The sequence below is a fragment of the Oleiphilus sp. HI0086 genome (assembly GCF_001635225.1).
On record NZ_LWFZ01000822.1, the window covers coordinates 1 to 2,292 of the forward strand.

Consider the following 2,292-nt stretch of genomic DNA (forward strand, 5'->3'; position numbering starts at 1 on the left):
TCGGTCGGCTCATCTTTTTCAACGGGGTAATTTTCCTGAATCCGAATCGGTGCACAATAGCGTTGCTCATCGTTGATTCTGATTCGGTGATCTTCTTTAGAGAATCTGGATAAAGCGTAACCCTGAAAGTGACAATGGTGCTCATAAGCTGGAATATCGCCAAAGGTCAGAAACACAGCATTACTTGGATGATAGTGCTTTTTGTAAAAGCCTTTTAAGTCATCATAACTTAAACCGGTGATATGCTCAGGATCTCCACCACTATTAAAGTGATAGGTAGTAGTCGGATACAAATGGCGCGTTAATGTCTGCCATAGTTGACTAACCGGTGAGCTCATCGCTCCCTTCATTTCATTATAAACAACACCCTTGTAACTCAGATCGCTATTGGCATCATCTGCTTTTTCAAACTCAAGTCGATGCCCCTCTTGTAGAAAATCCATCTCGTCGAGTCGAGAGAAGAAAACTGCATCGAGATACACTTCGAGAAGATTATTAAAATCTTTCTTGTTTTTACTTGCAAAAGGGTAAGCCGTCCAGTCACTACTGGTAAAGGCATTCATAAAAGTATTTAAGGATCGGCGGATCATCATAAAGAAGGGGTCACGAACCGGATATTTCTCGCTACCACACAGTGCCGTATGCTCAAGAATATGTGCGACGCCAGAGTTGTCAGTCGGAACTGTTTTTAGACCTACCAAAAATACGTTTTCGGTATTAGTGGTCGCAAAATGCAGGTGCCTGGCACCCGTCCCCAAGTGCTCATACTCTTCGGCTGTCACATGCAAAGCATCAATGCTTTGAGTGCGGATCAGTTTGAAATCTTTATGCTGCATGTTAGCCATATATCGTTAATACCTTATATTAATACTACTGAATGATTATACTTTTAGGACAATAACCCAAACGCTCTATTGAGCACTCAACTGCACTTTTACAAGCAGAAAGCAGTTTAGCCCAGAATCGAATATTCTGTGACTTATCTTACATTTACATCTTATTTCTAAGCATTTTTTTCTATTTGAGTCTACACTCTAAACATAACGTAAGCGATGCGCCTTCAATACTCAAGCAACGATTAATCCAGAGTACATATTTTACACGTTAGTAAACGGAAATGTGGCGGAGCAACTCAGCTCCTATTTCTTAAGGGTAGTATATAAATGGTCGATCTTAGACCTCTTCTTTTTATAAATTTCTTAATGATTTTGCTGTTAATCATTGCGGGCACAGGGCCGGCAAATAATGAAGCAGACATTGTAAAAGCTAAAACTTCTATCGAATCCGAGCCTGACGTACCGGTAAGTGCGGGCACACCGGCTCCTCAAGAAACAACGAAAGAAGCTGAATATATTGAGCTTAGTGAAATGAGCAAACAAGTGCTTGACTCGCTAAAAAGAACTGAAGACCTTGCGTTTTCTGAAGAAGCAATTTTCGCAGATGAAGTTGAAGCTCCGGCCCCTACCCCGCCCATAAGAGAAGTTATTATCTCTGAAACGAAGAAGCCCGAAGTAATCACCTACAAAAACACAGAACAGCCCGAGCCCAAACCTGTCATTACCGGCACTTTGATTGTGCGCTCAAACGTTACCGACGATACCGTATTGGTAAACGGTAAACCTTATGGCCCAACTAAACTGGAAATGCAGCTAACACCTGGTAATTACAACATCGAAGTTGCTAAAGAAGGTTATCAGAGCTGGTTATCAAGCGTTGATATACGACGCGGAAGCACCAAAACACTAAAAGCTCAGCTTCAGCAATTTACTAAAGTTGATTACCAAAATGGTATGTGGGCAAACGATATCAAGACAGGCGAAGGAAGCTACATTCAAGAAGGCAGCTTTGAATACAACGGCTCCTTCGTTAATGGCAACTTTCATGGCATCGGCTCTGTCCGATATGCCAACGGAATGAAATACCAGGGAGAGTGGTTTGAAGGCAATATGCAAGGCCGCGGCACCCTCACCACCACAGACGGCGATACCTACATTGGTGAGCTTGATGAAAATGAGTTTAATGGTGAAGGAACCCTAACCAAAGCTACCGGTGACATCTATACAGGTTTCTGGATTGATGGCGTGCTCAATGGGCAAGGCTCTCTTACAACCAAGGGGGGCCTACTATATGTTGGCGGCTTCTCAGACAATTTATTCCACGGTAACGGTTCCCTAACCTACCCGGATGGCGGACACTACGAAGGTTCATTCTCTAACGGTATGTTCCACGGCAAGGGTGTCGAAACCTATGCGAACGGTAAAAAGTATGTCGGACAATTTATTGATGGCCTCT

At 43.0% G+C, this 2,292-nt stretch carries 2 protein-coding genes; one reads left to right on the top strand and one right to left on the bottom strand.

Annotated elements, in window-relative coordinates; all coding sequences use genetic code 11:
- Positions 1 to 836, bottom strand: an 836-nt coding sequence (locus tag A3756_RS14715) for an insulinase family protein (protein WP_197481319.1), incomplete at its 3' end; no start/stop codon positions are given.
- A 327-nt stretch (positions 837 to 1,163) separates the two neighbouring features.
- Here A3756_RS14715 and A3756_RS14720 point away from each other — a divergent pair.
- A partial coding sequence (locus tag A3756_RS14720; RefSeq protein WP_068553765.1) for a PEGA domain-containing protein occupies positions 1,164 to 2,292 on the top strand: 1,129 nt, incomplete at its 3' end.